The sequence below is a fragment of the Pseudonocardia sp. 73-21 genome, assembly GCF_001899645.1.
Taxonomy (GTDB): domain Bacteria; phylum Actinomycetota; class Actinomycetes; order Mycobacteriales; family Pseudonocardiaceae; genus Pseudonocardia.
The window spans coordinates 49,552-65,900 of the sequence record NZ_MKVV01000060.1 but is presented as its reverse complement, the minus strand read 5'-3'; the positions used below and the strand labels follow the sequence as shown (position 1 = coordinate 65,900).

Here is a 16,349-nt window from a genome sequence, read left to right as displayed (position 1 = left end):
TGACAAGCCACTAGGTAGCGCGCCGTGCAGAGGCCAAGGACAACCACGACCAGGACACCGACAAGCGCACCCCTGGTCACGACGACCCGTCGGCGGAACCGCATCGCGGGCATCATCCTCTCATTCTGGACGGGTACCTGATTCACGGAGGGCCGTGGCCTTCGTGCGGCGAACGTTGGTCCGCACCGTGGCGAGGAGTTCCCGGCTCGACCGGTGGCGCTGGAACGGAAGCTCGAAGACCCGCGCGAAGAGCCACGCGAACAAGACCGACAGGGGCACCGCCGTCGCGACGAGGACCAGAAGGCGAGGCAGCCCGAACGGGACGTTTTCGTGCGCGGCCAACGCGTCGACCATGATGACGATCGGGGCATGGACCAGGTACAGGCTGTAGGAGAAGGACCCCAGGCCGCGCAACGGCCGGGTGTCGAGGACGCGGACGGCCACGTTCGCACGGCCTACCGACAAGCCGGCTAGGAGGAACACGATCGCGGGACAGATGGCCAGGTCGACCCAGAAGAAGTTCTCGACGCTCCATACCTGCCCCCGGAGCAGAATCAGCGCCAGGGGCGGCAGAACCCCGACGGCGGAGAGGACGCCCCAGGGGATCCGAGCGGCCCGGTCCCGGTTGCTGCCGAGCACCGTCGCAGCAACGACACCGGCGGCGAACAGAACCGCCATCTGTGGCACGAAACGTTCGAGGAGCGCGGCGACCGCGAGCCTTCCCGACAGGAGCTCGACCGCGATCGCCGGGACGCAGACGACGGCGAGCACCACGACGGCACCCCATCGCCGACGCACGAAGAGCAGCAACGGCATGACCAGGTAGAGCTGTGCCTCGACCGCGATGGACCAGAACGCGCCATTGGGGCTCGGGGACCCGAAGACGTCCTGGAGCAGGACCCCGAAGACGACGGCCGATTTGGCGGTCGGGACACCCTCTCCCGGCTGTGGCACGACGACGACCGCAACGATCATGCTGAAGGCGAGCGCAGCCCAGTAGGGCGGCAGGATCCGCCATGCTCGCCGCCGCAGGAAGCAGCGCATCGGGCCGAGCTGCCAGCCGGCCCGTGCAGGCCCCACCGCGAGCGAGAACCCCGACAGCGTGATGAAGACGACGACGGCCAGATGACCGAACGCGAGCCATGCCGTCCAGAGCGGAACCGCCGCGTTCGGGAAGCCGGGGAACGCTGACAGCCAGCTGTGGTGAAGGACGACGAAGAGCGCGGCCAGGCCGCGGATGCCGTCGAGGCCCGCAATCCGGGACGCTCCCGGGACCCGATGCCGTACCTCGGGAGCGGCAGGCTCCGATCTGGGCGGCGCAGGGGACTCGGGTCGGGCCCCAGGAGCGGGGGGCAGAAGTTCTGTCATCGAGTCCCTCTCGGGTCGGGCCGAGCCGAACGCCTCGGGCGGCGGGCACCGAGGGATAAGTCGGTGACCGACGTGAGCCGTTACTCGGGGGCAGCACCGGTCGCATTCCCCTGTGCGCCGGCGACTCGCGGCTGATCGGGGTAACGCCAGGAGACGGCCGAGCGAGTACGGCCGCGGTGGCGGGCTCGGCGTCCAGGTGCTGAGGGCAACGCCGCTCGACCGGCCGGTGGCGGTTCCGAAGACTCGGATCTGGTTGCCGCACCGATGATGACGGAAAGGTGCACGGTGACCCAGATCCAAACCGACTTCTCTCCCGTGAGGGAGCAACTGAATCTCCGCGTCGGCGACATCGTCCAGGTTCGTGGCGAGGCTGAGATCCTCGCCAGCCTCGACGAGCGCGGCGAGCTCGACAGTCTGCCGTTCATGCCAGAGATGCTCCAGTACTGCGGGCAGCGCATGACTGTGCACAAGGTGGCCCACAAGGTCTGCGACACGATTACCCGGGGCGGCGGGATGCGGCGCATGTCGAACGCCGTGTACCTATCGGGCGCGCGCTGTGACGGGCAGGGTCACGGAGGGTGTCAGACGGCCTGTCAACTGGTCTGGCGCGAACAGTGGTTGGTACGTGCCGGTGCCGCGACTCCGCCTACGGAGCGCCCTGTGGACGGACGCCTCCTCCTCCCGCTCGTGACCGCGAACGCCCGTCGCGAACCCGGTCCGGACGGCGCTGAGCTGTATTCGTGCCAGGCGACAGAGCTCAATCGGGCGGCTCCGACCTGCCTGCCCCTCCGTGATGTCGGTCAGTTCGTCCAGGACGTGCGCTCGGGCAACGCCGGTGTGCTGTGGGCGCTGCGTGCGTTCCTCGTCGGGCTTTTCAACCGGCTGCAGAAGCTGTCCATCCGATTCCTCCCACCCCGTCTACGGTTCCGCCGCGGCCTGCGGTGGAGGTTCCTCGAGGGGCGCGCGGTCGGCCGGACGCCGACCGAGATCCTCGACCTTCAGCCGGGCGAGCTGGTGCGGGTGAAGTCGAAGGACGCCATCCTCGCCACCCTCGATGCGAACCTCCTGAACCGGGGAATGGGCTTCGAGGAAGAGATGTCGCGCTGGTGCGGTCGCGTCGGGCGGGTGGAGCGGCGGGTCGACCGCTGTCTCGACGAGCGGACCGGACGCATGCTCACCATGAAGAACCCGTGCATCGTTCTGGAGAACAGCGTCTGCGAGGGTGCGTTCAACGCTGCCTGCCCCCGGGAGTTCGTGCACTTCTGGCGTGAGATCTGGCTAGAGCGGATTTCCTAGTCGTTCCGGTACAGGAGACCACCGATCGCCCATCAGGACGCGTGGACAGGGCAGGACGTCGTAACGCAGGCGGTCGTACGAGCGAGTGGAATTACGGGACGAGGAGGCCTCGACACGGTCCTCCTCAGGCCGCGCGGAAACGTCGGGGAGCAAATCATGGCATTCTGGATCAACATCGTGGCACTGATGAGGCGACCCTCGGTGGCGCGACTCGCAGCCGCGGTGGCAGTCGTGCTCGCCGTGGGCGCATACTTCCTCCTGCCCACCCGGTACGAGAGCGACGCCACCCTCGTCCTCACGAGCTCACCGACGAACACGGCAGCGGCCGCCGGCGATCCGAATGCCTCCTCCAAGATCAACCCCTTGCTCAACTTCAGCGACGGGCTCAACACCACACTGGCGATCATCGTCGCGATGATGAACAGCGAGCCGGTGCTCGACGGTCTCGAAACGGACAGCGGCGCCTCCATCACCATCACCAACGTCGGGGGCGCATCGTTCCTGGGCAACAACCAGGGTCCGTTCCTCTTCCTCACCGGGACGAGTACCGCGTCCCCGCAGGCGGCGAACGACATCGTTGTGAAGACGGCCGCCAAGACCAACCAGATCCTGCTGGAACGACAGCAGTCGCTCAACGCCCCGGCCTCACAGCTGATCTCGACAATCTGGGTGGTGGGCCCCACTGCCCCAGTAGCCAGCACGACGCTCAAGATCGAAGGTGCAGCGATCGCGCTGGTACTGGGTATGCTGATCGTCGTCGCTGGCGCGTACCTCCGAGAGACCAGAAGCGGCGGCTTCCCGGCGGCAGAACGGAGCACCGCTCCGCACGATAACGCGATACCGGACAGCATCGGTCTCTCCGAGGGCACCCTGGTCAGGAATCCAAAGCTCGGTGGTCGACCGTCGGAGAACAGCGACTGGGATCCTCTGACCGGCCGGCCGCGGGTGGCCGTAGCTCAGCAGGCTCACGTGGACTCGGCCACGACGCCGTTGCGGCCGCCGCCGCAGCGTCCACAGTCCGTGCCGCGGACGGCTACAACCCCTGGCCCGGTCCCTGTGGAGTCCCGTACGGAGCAGATCGACCTCGACAAGGCGCGCGTCACCCCGGCGGGGGCACCCGCCCCGGAGGTCGCGATGTCGCCGGCGGACGCCGAGTCCAGCCGCCCACGGCCACGGCCACGGCCCCGGCCATCCGCACAGCCGTCACCTCCACGGGATGACCGGAGCCGACCCACGACCAACGGATCCACCGGGCCGGTTACCCGCGACAAGTTGAAGCGCGCGGAGTCGTCTTTCGACGACTCGTTGACGCAGTTGCTGACGGCCCTGCGGCCCGACCCGGCCGCCGAACCGAACAAGGCAACGCCGGAGCAGACCGACGTGGACGGTCCTGGCGTAGGCCTTTAGGAGACGCTCGCCGGAGGGCGTGCCCGACCAGCAGGACGGAAAGGCGATTCAGCATGGACTTCTGGGCGACGCTGGGCGTCGTGTGGCGGCGGTGGTACGTGGTCGTACCGATGTTCCTGCTCGGCATGACCGCGGCCGCGGCGGTCTATGTCACCGTGCCGACCTTGTACGAGAGCAAGGCCGTGGTTCTGCTCAGCACGCCGCCCACGGGCGCGACGCAGTACGCGAATGGCTACCGCCCCAACCCCATCAACCCGCTGCTGAACTCCGGCCACGGGCTCGATCTCACCGGCGCGCTGATCATTCAGGCGATGCGCACCCCCGACTTCGCCGCACGTATCGGCGTTCCCACCGACGGCTCGGTCGAGTTCACGGTGAACAACGGCACATCCAACCCGGAACTGCTGCAGAGTGGCCCCTTCGTGTTCTTCACCGTCGACTCACGCAACCCGGCGCTTATCCGTCCGCTCGTCGACCGGGCCCTGTCCGCCGGGAGGGATGTGCTGGCCCAGCGGCAGCAAGCCGTCGATGCACCGACGACAACCTTCGTCAACTACTCCGTGATCGTCGCGCCCACAGACCCGGTCGGGATGCGCGGCAGCCGTATCCGGGCGGCCGGAGCCACCGGCGCACTGGGGTTGATCCTCTGCCTCGCCTCGGCCTTCGTGGCCGAGAGCGTGTACCTTGCTCGGTCGCGAGGACGCGCCAACGCTTCTGATCCCGTCCCCGGACCGGACGACCGGGAATCCCATACGGAGCCGGCGACCTCTGCGGCGGCACCACCCCCGGCAGTGCCGCCGCCCCCACGGTCGGCGGCTCCGCCGACACTGCGGCCGGACGAACCCAGCCGCACCGCAGAACCGGTCGGTCGAGGATGAGAGCGGAGAGCGGCCGCCGGCTACCCCGCGCACGCAGTCGCGCGGACGGTACGACGCTGAGCTGCGTCTACGTCATCGTGCTCACGATCATCCCCAGCGGGCTCGTCATTCAGGGGCTCCCACTCTCCATCACGCCGGCCACCCTCGTCGCGCTGTTCCTAACGCTGTGCTGTTTGTGCGCCCACATCACACAGACCTTGGGCATGGCCAAAGGCCGTAACCCGGTCCGCACGGCAGTCTCGCTGTTCGCACTGAGCCTCGTCGCCTCCTATGCGTACGGGAACTACTCCTACCTGGAGAGCGACGAGGTCAACCAGGCCGACCGGACACTGGTGATCGTCGTGGCGCTGGTCGGTGTGACCCTTCTGATCTGTGATGGAGTCCGTACCCGCGAGCGGATCGACACGCTGCTGCGGACGGTGACGGTCGCCGTTGCGATCGTGTGCCTCATCGGTGCCCTGCAGTTCATCGCCAAGATCGATCTGACGAGGTACCTCGTACTACCGGGTCTGAAGGACAGCTCCGTGGTAATCGGACAGGTCGACGACCGGTCCGGGTTCTCGAGGGTCCAGAGCACCACCAGCAGCCCGATCGAGTTCGGCGTCCTCTGTGCCATGATCCTGCCGCTGCCGCTGCACTACGCCTACCGTGCGCGGACGGAGGGAACGACGGCGTGGGGGTGGTACCTGAGCAGCGCGCTCATCGCATCCGGGCTTCTCTTCTCGGTGTCACGCTCCGCTGTGCTGGGGGTCGGTGCTGCTGGCATCGTGCTGATCACCAGCTGGTCGATGCGACGGCGGCTGACCGCACTCCTGGTAGCGGGTGGCTTCCTGGCGGTGTCCAAGGTCGCGTTTCCCGGCCTGCTCAGCACGTTCATCGGTCTGTTCCAGAACATCTCCAGCGACAGCAGCGTCAGTTACCGGACGCAGCGATATCCGATCGCCGCCCAGGAGATCTCGAAGGACCTGTGGTTCGGTCGAGGAGTGGGTACGTGGTATTTCCCCAAACACTTCGCGCTCGACAACCAGTACATCATGACTCTGATCGAGAGCGGGATCATCGGGTTCTCAGTGCTGGTGGGCCTCTACCTCACCGGGATAGTCACGGCGCTGCGGACTGCGCTCCTCAGCCACACACAGCGCGACCGTGACCTTGCGATGACGCTCATGGCGAGTGCGAGCGTGCCCGTCGTCGGATCGGTCACGTTCGATCTGCTGTCCTTCCGGACCCTTGAGGGCCTTCTCTTCGTCGTGATCGGCGTGATCGGCGCATTCTGCCGCATCATCAGATCCGAGGCCGCACCGTCCTCGCCCCCGGCTCACACCCGCCGCGTCGAATTGGAGAGGGCTCATGGCTGACAGCCCCAGGCAGCAACGAGCAGCGATCGCGAGCGTCGTGATTCCCGCCCACAACGAGGAGCGCACCATCGGCCGAGGGCTGGCCCGGCTCTTGAACGGCGCACCGACGGGCACACTCGACGTGGTGGTCGTGGCGAACGCCTGCACGGACGCGACCGCGGACGTCGCGCGGGCCTCGGGGGTCCACGTCATCGAGACGGCTGTCGCGGGGAAGGCCCACGCCTTGAACCTCGGCGACGCCGACTGCACGGTCTTCCCGCGGCTCTATCTGGACGCGGATGTCGAGGTGGACCTCGCGACCGTGTGTGCCATGGTGGAGACGCTCGACGAGGACGGAATCCATGCCTGTTCGCCGGTGGCGGTGCTGGACCTGCGCGGGACGGGTCCTGTCGTGCGCCGCGTACATCGTGTCCACGAGGAGCTGTTCGGTCCACGGCGGGCACTGGCCGGTGTCGGTCTGTACGCCGTTGACGAGCAGGGGCACCGGACCGTGTTCCCTATCCCCGATGTGGTGGCCGACGACGAGTGGGTGAACCGGTCGTTCGCGGCGGAGGAACGACGTGTCGTTCCGACAGCGCGCAGCGTCGTGCGACCGGCCCCGACTCTGCTGGCCCACCTGCGCCGACGCACGCGGGTCCGGATGGGCAACCACCAACTCGCGCTCATGGGTCGAAGCGCGACCAACAGCGACGGCCGCATATCGGCACTCGTTCGTCTGGTGCGAACCCGACGTGTCCACATCGTCGACGCGGGCTGCTATCTCGCGGTCACTGCGATCGACCGGGCCCGATTCGCCCTCCACCTGCGCCGCAACCGACCGGTAGTTGGTTCGGCATCCGACCCAGTCGCCACATGCGCATTCAGCAGCATTCCGTTGTGCCGTTCAGACTAATTCGGCACGGAGGCCGCTACGAAGGGGCTGGCACCCATTAGTCTGCACTCGTCGTCGCCACGCGATGCACGAGCCTCGCTCCCCCTCGGGCTCCGTACCTCGTCGAAACAGTTGCCATCTGCCGAGGTCATCGTGCGTGGCACCTAGCCGGAGGCCGTTCCATGCCTGCTCGCCACCCTGGACGTCGTCATTCGCTCGTTGCCGCCCTGCTACTGGGCGGCGTGCTGCTCACCGGTTGTCAGCCGGGTACCTTTGATCTCAGCAAGGCAGTTTCTGGGCTGCCCTCGACCCATTCTGCGAAGCCCACGGCCAATGCTGATCATCCGTCTCCGGCTAACAATGATCCCGCGGATTCTCCGACGTCGACCGATCCTGCTGGATCGACGACTGGAGCCGAACCGACCGGCGTGACCACCACTCCACCAACACCCACCACGACCGCCGTGCCCCCGACCACCATGGCCCCGGTCCCCGTCCCGCAGAGCGGCTTCCCGAACGCCTCGAACACCGGGGTGCCAGTCGGGACGGTGCTGACTCCCTACGGCGGTCCCTGCATCGTCACCGAAACTGGCACAGTCATCGACTCCAGGACCGTGAACTGCGGGCTGGACATCAGGGCTGCCGACGTCACCATCAAGAATAGCAAGATCAACGGAATGGTCGCCCTGGACACCGATCTGACCGGGTCGTCCGCCTGGAGCTACACACTCCAGGACTCCGAGGTCGATGGCGGATCCGTGCAACTGCCGGCGGTCAGCTACGGCAACATGACGGTGATCCGATCGAACATCCATGGTGGCGAGACTGCGGTCCAGTGCGGTGAGCACGCGACGTTCTGCACGGTGCGCGACTCCTGGCTCCACGGGCAGCGCATCCCACAGGGCGCCAACTGGCACCTGGGAGGATTCCTGTCCAACGGTGGAACGAACGTTCTCATCCAACACAACACGGTGGTCTGTGACGCCGCACCGACCGGTTCGGACGGCGGCTGCACCGGAGACGTCAACCTCTTCGGTGACTTTGCGCCGATCTCCCACGTGACTGTCGACGGCAACTACATGGGCGCGAGCATGGGTCTCGCGTATTGCACATTCGGCGGTGACGTGTCGAACAAGACCTACCCGCACGCGGATCACGTGGTCTACCAGCACAACGTCTTCCAGCGTGGAAGCAACGAGAAATGCGGCGACTACGGACCGGTCAGCAACTTCAACGTCGACGGCCCCGGCAATCAGTGGATCGACAACACGTGGGAGGACGGCACCTCAGTGGCACCCGCGATGTGATCACCGGCCTCCGACGGGCGTGTCAGGCTGTCCGGCACGCCCATCCGGTCACGGTCGAGCGCTCGGCATGCGGGCCCGACCGACGACACGCCGTGCGCCACCGAGGATTCGCCGGCGATGCCACCCGACGTACCAGGTCGCCACAGCCTGATTGGCCCGCCGTCGCTCACCTGCCGTCATCGGTGTCTCGGCGACGACGCCGAGAAGATGCCGTGCCTGGTACGCGGTGGCGATGTGCGTCCTCCAGCGCGGCAGGCCCATCCGGCGCGCTAGCACCTCGCGCGTGTCGTCCGGCCACCCGCGGTGGGCAAGCACCTCGTTGATATGAGCCCAGGGGCCGGTGACGGCCAGCCGGGTGGCGAAGACCTGATCACTGCGGAGCATCGTCGCGCGGGGGACATCCTCAACCGCCGCGCGGCGCATCACGCCGTACATCGGATCCATCAGCAGGTGCGTGGAGTTCAACAGGCGCAGCCATTCCTCCAGCCGGTCGACGGCATTCGAGGAGCCGAGCCCGGGGCCCAGGTAGGCCGCGGTACGCACATCGCCGTCCCGCTCCCGGAATGTCTGTTGCGTGGTCACGAGAACCAGACGCGGATCGTCGGACAGAACGTCTACGCAGCGTGATATGCATCTTGGTTCGAGCCGGTCATCGTCGCCGACCCATCGGAAGAACTCACCCCTCGCCTGCCGCAGCACGAACGTGAAGTTGCCGTCGACACCGATGTTCACCGGTTGCCGGTGGTAGCGGATCCGCGGATCCCGCCGGGCATGGTCGCGGCAGATCTCTTCGGTGCTGTCATCGGATGCGTTGTCCGACAACACGAACTCGAGGTTGTCGTATTCCTGCGCGCTCACCGACTGTAGGACATCGTCGACGAGCTTCTCACTGTTGCGCAGGGGTATTCCGATCGACACGAGCGTCCCTGACGGTGTCATGCCTGTGATCCTCTCGACTCGACCGGGTCGGTCCTGGCCACTCGGAACCGGACCACCAATGCCCTCAATCGTTCCAGCGGAACGACCACCGCAACATAGGCCAGGAGCCCGGTCGCTCCGCCGACCCCGAGCTCGAACACAGGCGGCAGATCGAGCGTGGTGAGGACGGCCCAACACGCGGCACCGGCGACGACTGCGCCCGTGAACGGCCGGACCAGCGCCGGGAGCACCGGGAGCAACCGCACTCCCGATCGGTGCAGGAACGTCAGTGTCAGCGGTATCGCCACCAGCAGGCCGACGAGGGCGTGTGTTACCGCTGTCCCCCGGATCCCCCCTGCCGACGTGCCCAGCGCCAGGGCGGGTATCAACACCACAGCCCAGCCGAGGTTGATCCAGAACGTAGAGCGCGTCGCACCGATCGCGGTGAGGATGTCGATCGCGAACCAATGGAGGAGCCGGATGACTGCGAGCATCGCCAGGAATGGCAGTGCCGCAGCGGCAGGCGCCCATCTCTGACCGTAGAGACCGACGACGACGTCGGGGCTCATGGTGCCGAGAACCACGGCGACCGGCAGAGCGATTGTCACCAGGAGTGGCACCGAGCGGCGGACACCCTCGTTGAGAGCACCGTTGTCCTCGGCTAGTCGTGAGAAGGCGGGAACGCTGACCCAGCGGATCGCCTGGCCGACCAACCCCTGCATCCAGCTGGAGATGTTGAACGCCAACAGGTAGAACCCGACAGCCACGACGCCCAGGTAGCGTCCGACGATCACGTAGTCGGCATTCAGCAGGAGCGCCTCCACGCCGAGTCCGGCGGCCAGAGGCAGTCCGAAACTCATCAACCGGGCAGCGACGTCGCGGTTGAGGCCGAACGAAACCGGCAGGCGGGCGAGCACGAAGACGAGAGCTCCGGTGAGAGCGGCCCCCGCGACGTAGCCGCCGACGAAGCTGTACGGGCCCGCGCCGTGCAGGGCGAGGGCGACGGCGAGCACGAAGTTGACGACGAATCCCGCGAGATTCGCCCACGCGAGCTTGTCCTGCTGGAAGCGGCGGATCAATGCGCCGGCCCGAACCGCGGTGATGCCGTCGATCAGGATGCCGACAGTGAGGAGCCGGATCGGCCCGGCCGCACCCGGGCTACCGGCGAGCTCTGCGAACGCGGGAGCGAGCCACCAGCACATCCCGTAGACGGCCAGGCTGAACGCGACGGCGAGCGTCGAACCAGTGGGCACCATGTCCGCGAGTCGGCCTCTCCACTGCACGGTGGCCGCGATGATTCCGACGTCGTTGACGTGCATCAGGAAGTTCAGGGCAGCCAGCGCGACCGCATAGACGCCGAAGTCCGCCGGGGTGAGCAACCGGGCGAGAGTGAGGCCGAGCGCGAACGAGCCCACCTTGAGCACAACGTTTCCGAGGAGGCTCCAACGCAACCCCCGACCGGCCTGAGCGCCGACGGTAGCGAGGCCGCTGTCTTCCCCCCGCGGCCCTGCCGAGAGAACCGACTCGTCCTCCACCAACGTCTCCCTCGGTCTCGCGGCGCCGCCGACATGCACAGCGCGCGCTCCCCACCGGAGTCGGCCAGCGCACCCGCGCTGTTACGAGGCGTCGGCGGACCCCGCCGCCGAAAGATGCGGAAGCGTCGGCAGGATGTCGCCCATGACCACCGTTTCGGCCTCCGGGCCAGGGTTCCTCGCCCTCTCGGTCGAGTCCGGCAGAGACGCACCCGACGTGCGCGATGCCGTTCGCGTCATGGGCGGAGACGCGGTGGTACGCAACGTCGACGGCGTCGTGGTCGTTCGCGCCGATGTTCCGGATCCCCCCGCCCGCCCCGACGGTACGGTCGTCGATCTTCTCAGTCTGGCGCCCCGCCGGCATGAGCAGGCCCTTGACGTCGACATGGTGGCACGGCTGTTCGGGCGACCGGGGGGACCCGACACCCGGGAGATCCTGCCGCCCTTCGCCGCCGCGGTGAGCCATCCGAAGTACGGGCTCACCGTCGCCGCCGACCCGCTGGGTTACCGACAGGTCTACCACCGCTCGGGCGACGGGTGGGCGGCGGTGTCGACGTCGGCGCGGGCCTTGGCAACGTGCGGACCTTCCGGTGCCGATCGTCGCGCGCTGGGCACTCAAGCCCTGATGGGCTGGCAGGTGGGCCTGCACACGCCGTTCGAGGCAGTACGGAAGCTGCCGCCGGGCGCCTCCTTGACGCTCCGGGGCGGGGCGGCGCAGCTGGAGCCGGCTCCACCGGCCGACAGGTCCGGCAGGCCGGGGCTCGACCGTGCGGTTGCCGATGCGGCCGCTGTTCTGCGTGCTCACGTCCACGCCGTTATCGAGGACCATCCCGATCTGATCCTGCAGCTCACCGGGGGCCAGGACTCACGGATACTGCTCGGGGCCATCGCGCCGGCCCGACGGAAGGGGCTCGAGGTGATGACGCTCGCCTCACCCGGCAATCCGGACGCCGACATAGCGGCAGCGCTGGCGCGACGCTTCGGGATGATTCACCGGACGGTGGACCTCGATGGGCTGCGTGACGTCGATCCTGAGGAAGCGCACGACCTGGCCACGGCGGCCGCAGTACGGCTCGACTGCTCGGCCAACCCGATCGCGCTGGCCTCCGTCTCATGGGCGGAGGCCCAGCTGGACCGGCGTCCGAGACTGGCGGGGCTGGGAGGGGAGTTCGCTCGCGGCTTCTACTACCTCGGTCCCTACCGCGCTGCGCCCGTCACCCGTGCCCGGGTTCGCCGCCTCGCGGAGTGGCGCATGTTCACCAACGAGTCCGTCCCGGACGAGGTTCTCGACCCCCGGTTCGCCTCCCGCGCCAGGAGCGACACGATCGACCTCCTGTCCGACACCTTTGCCGGCTACGGCTCGAGCTGGTTCGAGGCGACGGATGAGTTCTACCTGATGGAGCGCATGCACCGCTGGTCGGGCGTACTCGCGTCGACGACGGCGCTGGACCGGATCACGATCAATCCGATGTTGGACGACCGGTTCCTTGCGGTCGCACGCAGCCTGCACCCTCGTGACAAGCAGAACTCCCTCTTCTTGAGCAGGCTGTCGTGCTTCCTCGACGAGGAGCTGTCGTCGATCCCGCTCGACGGCCGTCCGGCCCCGCGGGTCTTCGCCTACCCCGATCTCGCGAACCGGGCACGCCTTGCGGCCTCCACCGCACAGAAGATCGCAGGAAAGGCCCGTCAGCGCCTCGCCCGCGCGGGCAGGCCGGCCGCGGGCACCTCGGCCCTCACACCGAAGATTGCCGAGTACTACCGGGGCTCCGGCGACGCGCTCGCCGGTGTACGCGAACTCGGGTTCTTCCGGTCGGAGTGGATCGACGATGTAATCCGGGGCAGGGCCACGCCTGATCCGGCGTCGGCGGCGATGCTGGTCAACCTGGAGGTGCTGACCTCGGCGCTCCGTCCGGGCTGACTCAGTCGGCCGGAACGACGGGTTGACCGTCGTCCCATGTGTTGTTGACCCAGAGATTGCCGGGCCCCCGGTCGTTGAAGCTGCTCACCGGGCCGTAACCACCGCACATGCCATTGGTCCCGCGCTCGAACACGTTGTCCCGGTAGACCACATTGTCGGCGTGCGGGAACTTCTTACTCGAAGCATCTCCGCCGTACGTGCAGTAGGAGTTGCCGACGTTGGCCGCCAGCAGATTCCCGGTGATGGTGACGTGCGAGACAGGCGCGAAGTCCCCCAGCAGGTTGATGTCACCGGTACAGCCACCGTCCTTCCCTGTCGGCTGCGGCTCGCAGTGGACGGTGTTGTGGGTCAGCTCGATGTTCCGACCGCCGTTGGACAGGAAGCCTCCGAGATGCCAGTCGGCACCCGCCGGGATCTGCTGACCGTGCAGCCATGAGTCACGGACGGTGCAGAAGACGGCGAGCTCCCCGCATTGCACGCTCGTCTGCCCACCCTGGATGTCCGCTCGAAGAATCGTCATGTTCCCCGAGCTCACCGCGGCCTCATGCACCACACCGGCATCGACCTCGCTGTCGACCAGCGTGGCGGACCACCGCTGCGAACCAGGCCGATCGGTGTCCAGTACGACCTGGCCCATGATCTTGCTCCGCGAGATCACGACCTTCGCCGCGAAGATGACCAGGTCGCAGGTGACCAGACTCGAGTCGATGACGGTGCTGTCCTGCGTGATCACGCATGAGCCGTTGTACGGTCGGAGCGTCGTTCCGGGTGGGACGCCTGTGTTCGGTGGTCCGGGGAAGTCGGCCCGCGATGCCGCGACGGTGGTGTCCGAGGCGGTGGGGTTCGGCGGAGCACCCGCCGCCGAACTGAACACGGTGCACGCCGTCGCGAGCAGACCCACCGCAAGCAGCAGGACCGCCGAGACGATGCGGGGGTAGCTCGATGCCGCTCCGCGACCGCGCATGTGACCTTGCCTCCGATGAACCTGCCGACAGAAGTGTTCGGGCCTGGCCGGCGCCGCACCCGGGCTTCGGACCCCCTGTGGTTACTCGACAGTTCAGGCCCCGGCATTACCGGTGACGCCAGGTAACACCAAGGGCCCGTCACGCGAGTTCGGAATTGGGCACAGCCAATGTCGGCCGTGAGTCGTCATGACGGACACACGTCGCCGATGCTGCTGGCATGACCGGACGGGGCCGGTATCACAGGGCGTCGGCGTACTGGGCGACGACGCGGCACGAGGGGCGACAGTGACTTCACAACAGGGCGTCAACGGTGCTTCCGAACAGCAGCACCCCCTGCTCCGGGCGGCTGCCCCCGCGGTGCGTCCCGAACTTGGCGCGCCAGGAACTCCGACACCTCCGTTGCGCGGCGCGATTCCACGACAGCGCTGGGAGTCGCGTTTCGCGTTCGCGGTCGTGATCAGCGACCTCACCGCCGTCGCCTCCGTCGTGGTCGTCGGGCACGTCCTCGGGCTCGGCAACTGGGCCCCCCAGTACGGCGGCCAGATCTCCCCCGCACTCGGCATCGTCGTCTCCGCCCTGACGTTCGTGTGCCTGTTCATCACGAGGGTGTGGGACCCCCGGATGCTCGGCCAGGGCTCCGAGGAGTTCAGCAGGCTGATGCGGGCGTTCATCACGAGCGCCGTCCTGCTGGGCCTGCTCGGGCTGGGCCTTCAGCTGCCAGCTGTACGGCCATGGGTGTTCGGTCTGCTGCCGCTGGCCGGCGCGTTGTCGCTCACCGGGCGGTTCGCCCTCCGGAAGTGGCTGCACCGCAACCGGAGCCGCGGCCGTTTCATCCACTCGATGCTGGCAATCGGTACTACCGAGTCGATCGAGGACTTGATCCGGCGCACCCGACGGGACCAGTACAACGGCTGGCATGTCAGTGGTGCCTGCACTCCGACGGGAACCGGACCGGATGACTCCGCCACGATCCTCGGAATTCCGGTGCTCGGTGATCTCGACTCCGTCGCGGAGATCGTGCACCGCGGCGACCACCGCGTCGTGTCCGTGGCCAGTACCCCCGGCTGGTCCCCCCGTCGCCTGCACCAGCTGGCCTGGGACCTGGAAGGACTCGGGGCCGACCTCGTGGTCGATCCGGGCCTCATGGAGATGGCCGGACCGCGGCTGCACATCGCGCCGGTGGACGGCCTGCCACTCTTGCGCCTGACCCACCCCGTCTTCGACGGGATGCCACGGGTGGTGAAAAACGTCATCGACTGGACGGGGGCCGCCCTTCTCTCCGTTGTCATCGCACCGTTGCTGGTGGCCCTAGCTGTGGCCGTGAAGGTTGACGGCGGCCCAGTGTTCTTCCGCCAGGAGCGCGTGGGCAAGCACGGCCGGGTATTCAAGATCATCAAGTTCCGGTCGATGGTCACCGACGCCGAGGCCCGGAAGAACGAGTTGATGACCCAGAACGAAGGCGCGGGCCCAATGTTCAAGGTCCGCGGTGATCCGCGTATTACCAGAATAGGCGCGACGCTGCGCAAATACTCGCTCGACGAGTTGCCACAGTTGTTTAACGTGCTCGCCGGCAGCATGTCACTGGTGGGCCCCCGCCCCCCGCTTCCAGAAGAGGTTGCGAGCTACTCCCGAGACGCCGAGCGCAAACTAATGGTCAAGCCGGGGCTGACCGGCCTGTGGCAGGTCAGCGGGCGGAGTGACCTGTCCTGGGAAGAATCGGTCCGGCTCGATCTGCGTTATGTGGAGAACTGGACCCTGGCGATGGACGCTCTGATCCTCTGGAAGACGATTGGCACCCTTGCCCGGGGAAGCGGGGCCTACTGAGGTCTGCCTTTCTGACGCTGAATCGCCGGGAAGGACCAACTCCGGGCTCTTCACGGGGGGTTCGGCGTGTCCGTGTCTGGATTGACGAAAGTGCCCCGCTACCAGGGGAGACTGTGGTTGTTGAGGGCCCAGATCTTCCCGGTAGAGGAGCACTCTGGTGATGCAGGCTACAACGACCAGACCGAGGATCACGGCAACCCGCGGACGGCGAGGGCGTGGGGTCGCACACCGGCCACGGTTGCTGGCCGATGTTTGCCGACGGACCACGCTGACCGGGCAGCTCGCCGAGATGTTGGCCCAGCTGTGCACGCCGCGGGCGCGCCATGATCCTGGTCGGATGCTGGTGGACATGACGGTGGCGGTCGCCTGCGGCGCGACAACGATCTCCGACATCGCGATGCTGGCCGGTCAGGCCGAGCTGTCCGGGACGGTGGCATCGGACTCGACCTGCTGGCGGCTGCTGGACCGGCTCGACACCGCCGGGTTGGGCGCGGTCGCGCGAGCCCGGTCCGCGGCGCGGGAGGTGGTCTGGGTGCAGCACGCCGAACTGTCGGGCGCGCCGTTCCCGCCCGCGACGGCAGCCGACAAGGTGCTGCCCGGCTCCTCACCGCCGCTCTGGGCAACCCGATCCTGATCCGGGTCGACACCGCCGGCTGCACGCGGGAGTTCCGCGTCCACATCCGGGCGCTGCGAGGAGTCGATGAGCT

General features: G+C 67.5%; 13 protein-coding genes. 9 read left to right on the top strand and 4 right to left on the bottom strand.

The window, feature by feature from the left end; all coding sequences use genetic code 11:
* Positions 1-120: 120 nt before the first annotated feature.
* Complete coding sequence (locus BGP03_RS19800; protein WP_298800563.1) at positions 121-1,368, bottom strand: acyltransferase; 1,248 nt, start codon at positions 1,366-1,368, stop codon at positions 121-123.
* A 285-nt stretch (positions 1,369-1,653) separates the two neighbouring features.
* On the opposite strand from BGP03_RS19800, the gene BGP03_RS19795 reads away from it, so the two are divergent.
* The 6 genes from BGP03_RS19795 to BGP03_RS19770 all read left to right on the top strand — a co-directional run bounded on the left by BGP03_RS19795 (position 1,654) and on the right by BGP03_RS19770 (position 8,485).
* Complete coding sequence (locus BGP03_RS19795; protein ID WP_298800561.1) at positions 1,654-2,664, top strand: hypothetical protein; 1,011 nt, start codon at positions 1,654-1,656, stop codon at positions 2,662-2,664.
* A gap of 156 nt (positions 2,665-2,820) precedes the next feature.
* The gene (locus BGP03_RS19790) at positions 2,821-4,071 is read left to right on the top strand and encodes a hypothetical protein (RefSeq protein ID WP_298800560.1); all 1,251 of its coding nucleotides are present in this window, start codon (positions 2,821-2,823) and stop codon (positions 4,069-4,071) included.
* 53 nt (positions 4,072-4,124) lie between these two features.
* Complete coding sequence (locus BGP03_RS19785; RefSeq protein WP_298800559.1) at positions 4,125-4,949, top strand: hypothetical protein; 825 nt, start codon at positions 4,125-4,127, stop codon at positions 4,947-4,949.
* A 77-nt stretch (positions 4,950-5,026) separates the two neighbouring features.
* Entirely contained in the window at positions 5,027-6,307 is a 1,281-nt protein-coding gene (locus BGP03_RS19780; RefSeq protein ID WP_298800558.1) for an O-antigen ligase family protein, read from the top strand.
* Complete coding sequence (locus BGP03_RS19775; protein ID WP_298800557.1) at positions 6,300-7,199, top strand: glycosyltransferase family 2 protein; 900 nt, start codon at positions 6,300-6,302, stop codon at positions 7,197-7,199. The genes BGP03_RS19780 and BGP03_RS19775 overlap by 8 nt, the downstream gene beginning before the upstream one ends.
* Positions 7,200-7,360: 161 nt before the next feature.
* Entirely contained in the window at positions 7,361-8,485 is a 1,125-nt protein-coding gene (locus tag BGP03_RS19770) for a hypothetical protein (RefSeq protein ID WP_298800556.1), read from the top strand.
* A 48-nt stretch (positions 8,486-8,533) separates the two neighbouring features.
* On the opposite strand, the gene BGP03_RS19765 is transcribed toward BGP03_RS19770, so the two are convergent.
* Positions 8,534-9,424 (bottom strand): glycosyltransferase family A protein, encoded by an 891-nt coding sequence (locus BGP03_RS19765; RefSeq protein ID WP_298800554.1) that lies wholly within the window; start codon positions 9,422-9,424, stop codon positions 8,534-8,536.
* The gene (locus BGP03_RS19760) at positions 9,421-10,938 is read right to left on the bottom strand and encodes an oligosaccharide flippase family protein (RefSeq protein WP_298800552.1); all 1,518 of its coding nucleotides are present in this window, start codon (positions 10,936-10,938) and stop codon (positions 9,421-9,423) included. The genes BGP03_RS19765 and BGP03_RS19760 overlap by 4 nt, the downstream gene beginning before the upstream one ends.
* A 142-nt stretch (positions 10,939-11,080) precedes the next feature.
* On the opposite strand from BGP03_RS19760, the gene BGP03_RS19755 reads away from it, so the two are divergent.
* Entirely contained in the window at positions 11,081-12,853 is a 1,773-nt protein-coding gene (locus tag BGP03_RS19755; protein ID WP_298800551.1) for a hypothetical protein, read from the top strand.
* Between the two features lies 1 nt (position 12,854).
* Here the strand turns inward: BGP03_RS19755 and BGP03_RS19750 are convergent, their stop codons facing one another.
* The gene (locus tag BGP03_RS19750) at positions 12,855-13,586 is read right to left on the bottom strand and encodes a hypothetical protein (protein ID WP_298800550.1); all 732 of its coding nucleotides are present in this window, start codon (positions 13,584-13,586) and stop codon (positions 12,855-12,857) included.
* Positions 13,587-14,271: 685 nt separating this feature from the next.
* Between BGP03_RS19750 and BGP03_RS19745 the strand changes: the two genes are divergently transcribed.
* Together BGP03_RS19745 and BGP03_RS19740 are read left to right on the top strand one after the other, a co-directional pair.
* Positions 14,272-15,642, top strand: a complete 1,371-nt coding sequence (locus tag BGP03_RS19745) for a sugar transferase (protein ID WP_298800549.1) — start codon at positions 14,272-14,274, stop codon at positions 15,640-15,642.
* A gap of 337 nt (positions 15,643-15,979) precedes the next feature.
* Positions 15,980-16,276: a hypothetical protein gene (locus BGP03_RS19740; RefSeq protein ID WP_298800548.1), complete on the top strand. Its 297-nt coding sequence runs from the start codon at positions 15,980-15,982 to the stop codon at positions 16,274-16,276.
* The last annotated feature ends 73 nt before the right edge of the window (positions 16,277-16,349 follow it).

Excerpts from the sequence above, each read along its gene's own strand:
- BGP03_RS19770 (WP_298800556.1), top strand. The coding sequence starts at position 7,361 with ATGCCTGCTCGCCACCCTGGACGTCGTCATTCGCTCGTTGCCGCCCTG.
- BGP03_RS19775 (WP_298800557.1), top strand. The coding sequence starts at position 6,300 with ATGGCTGACAGCCCCAGGCAGCAACGAGCAGCGATCGCGAGCGTCGTG.
- BGP03_RS19765 (WP_298800554.1), bottom strand. The coding sequence starts at position 9,424 with ATGACACCGTCAGGGACGCTCGTGTCGATCGGAATACCCCTGCGCAAC.
- BGP03_RS19740 (WP_298800548.1), top strand. The coding sequence starts at position 15,980 with ATGCTGGTGGACATGACGGTGGCGGTCGCCTGCGGCGCGACAACGATC.
- BGP03_RS19800 (WP_298800563.1), bottom strand. The coding sequence starts at position 1,368 with ATGACAGAACTTCTGCCCCCCGCTCCTGGGGCCCGACCCGAGTCCCCT.
- BGP03_RS19785 (WP_298800559.1), top strand. The coding sequence starts at position 4,125 with ATGGACTTCTGGGCGACGCTGGGCGTCGTGTGGCGGCGGTGGTACGTG.
- BGP03_RS19790 (WP_298800560.1), top strand. The coding sequence starts at position 2,821 with ATGGCATTCTGGATCAACATCGTGGCACTGATGAGGCGACCCTCGGTG.
- BGP03_RS19755 (WP_298800551.1), top strand. The coding sequence starts at position 11,081 with ATGACCACCGTTTCGGCCTCCGGGCCAGGGTTCCTCGCCCTCTCGGTC.